This is a genomic window from Streptomyces sp. NH27 (assembly GCF_056859195.1).
The window spans coordinates 1-2,173 of record NZ_JACEGK010000810.1; the positions used below are offsets into that span (position 1 = coordinate 1).

Annotated in this window: 2 protein-coding genes; both read right to left on the bottom strand. The window is 72.0% G+C overall.

All coding sequences use genetic code 11. The annotated features are described in order from the left end of the window. On the bottom strand, window positions 1–1,662 hold a 1,662-nt coding region (locus AC13HU_RS36065), incomplete at its 3' end, for a relaxase/mobilization nuclease domain-containing protein (RefSeq protein ID WP_483046216.1). Next, window positions 1,662–2,057: a MobC family plasmid mobilization relaxosome protein gene (locus tag AC13HU_RS36070; protein WP_483046217.1), complete on the bottom strand. Its 396-nt coding sequence runs from the start codon at window positions 2,055–2,057 to the stop codon at window positions 1,662–1,664. The genes AC13HU_RS36065 and AC13HU_RS36070, both read right to left, overlap by 1 nt. Window positions 2,058–2,173: the final 116 nt, after the last annotated feature.

Below are 2,173 nucleotides of genomic sequence, written 5' to 3' on the forward strand. Positions count from 1 at the left end.
CGCCGGGGGCAGGGGCGGCACCGACCGTGCGGGTTCGCCTGCGGGCGCGGGCGGCTGATAGGTGCGGGCGCGGGCTGCCTCTGCTCGGCGGTTGGGTGCGGTCATCAGGCGCCAGGCGATCACTTCGGCGGGCGCGTGGGCGGAATCGAGTTCGCGGTCCGCGACTACCTTTCGCAGGAGGGTGGAGAGGTGGTGGCCGGTGGTCTCGGCTTGGGCGAGGCCGGTGGTGAGTGCGGGCCAGGCAGGGTCGGCCAGGATGCGGTCGGCGTGGTCGGGGATGGCTTGGCGGACGGTGGCCTCGAAGCGCTGGGCAGTCTCCGGCCGTGGGGTGCGGCGGGTGAGGTCGGCCAGCACGGGAACTGCGGCCTGCTGGTAGCCGGTGCGGAGGTGGATGACGGCCTGGTGGGCTGCGGCTGCCTGCTGTTCGTAGCCGCGCTGCTCGTACCAGCGGGCGGCTGCAGCGGCTGTGTGGATCAGGACGAAGAGAACCGCTACGGCGAAGCCGCCGGCGTCGGATGAGGCGTAGACGAGGTCCTTGGCTGCGTCGCGCAGGGCAGTTGCCTTCTGGTGGTCGGCGCGGATAGCGGAGCGGCTGGCGCGGTTGAAGGCGGTCGCCGCGGCCTGGAGTTCGGCCCGGCTTGCCGGTGGTGCGGCCAGGGCGGTGTTGTGCAGCAGGGTGCTGAACGCGGTGAGATGGGCCTGCGCTGCAGCGTCGTCGGTGCCGTCCAGGACGGTGGCTGTCTCGCGCAGGGCGCTCTCCGCCTGCCGCCAGATGTCCTGGGACTGCGGCCGGGACTGCTTCGCCGGGCGCGGGCGGGGGTTGGCGAGGGTCTCGCGGATGCGGACGATGGACAGGTCGGGCGCGAGCTTGGAGCCGCTGAAGTAGACGGGTGTGCCCTGGGCGTTGGTGTCGTCGGGGGCGGCAAGGCTGTACCCGGTGACCTGGCCGGTCTGTGGCCCGATGCGCTTGTTGACCTTGACGCCGAGTGTGCCCAGCACGCCGAAGAACTCCTCCTCGGTGCGGACAGCGGCCAGAACGCCGTACGCCTGATCACGCAGCCACTCACGGCTGGTGACGCTCTTGCCCATGCGCTCAGCCTTCGCCTGTTCGGCGCTGGTGGGCGTCTTGGGCGCGGTCAAGTCGCCGGACTTGAGCTGCCGCAGCCCGAACTCCTCCTCGATCCGCCTGCATTCCTTCTGCGCACGCCAGCCGTCGCGGTTCGTACGGGCGCGGCGTCCGTCGGCCCGTACGGAGACCGCGGCGATGTGGATGTGGTCCTCGGCATGCCGGACGGCGATCCACCGGCAGGCCAGGTCATCGCCGTCGGGGGCGATCCCGGTCGCCGCAACGACTCGGCGGGCCACCTGCGCCCACTCGGCGTCGGTGAGGTAGCGGTCGCCGGGCGCGGTGCGCACGGGGCAGTGCCATACGTGCTTGGCTGGCATGGTGCCGGTCTCCTTCGCCCGGAGGCGTGCGTGGAGGTCGAGGCGGTCGGCGAGCCGGGCGATGGTGGCGTCGGGGTCGCGGCCGGGATCGGGGGCGCCGGCCAGGTCCCAGGCGGCGACGATGTGCGGGTCTTGGTGTTCGTCTCGGCGGCCGGGGCCGAAGAGGTAGTGGAGCAGTCCGGCGGTGTGGGAGCCGGTGGAGACGTCGGGGACCATCAGGCCGCCCCTTTGCCGGTGAAGCCGTCGAGGAGGGTGAAGGCTTCCTCGACGGCTGCTTCCACGCGTTCCAGGACGTGCTCGGCGTGTTCGGGTATGGCGCCGGAGTTGACCGCGTGGGTGACCTGGTTGAGGTTGTTGCCGGTCCGGCGGAGCTGGGCGATGAGCCGTTCCACGGTCTCGACGAGCGGGCGGATCGGGTCGTCCTCAGGGCTGGCCGCGGCAGTCCTGCCGAGGGCATGCGCGTAGGCGACATCGCCGACGTAGCCCGCGAAGAACTGGCCGCGTGCCCTCGCCGCTTCTTCGATGACGCGTTCGGCGGTCGGGGTGAAGCGGATGCTGCGGGGCCGGCTGCGGGACTCCTTGGTGCGCTTGCGGTACATCGGCGCGGGCAAAGGCGGGTCGTCCGGCTTCCGCCAGGACGGCGGCTCGGCCTCTGCAGGGGCCGATGGCTGACCGCAGGACGGACAGGCGGTATCGGCCGACGGCTCAGGGTTGCCCTGGGTGAGGC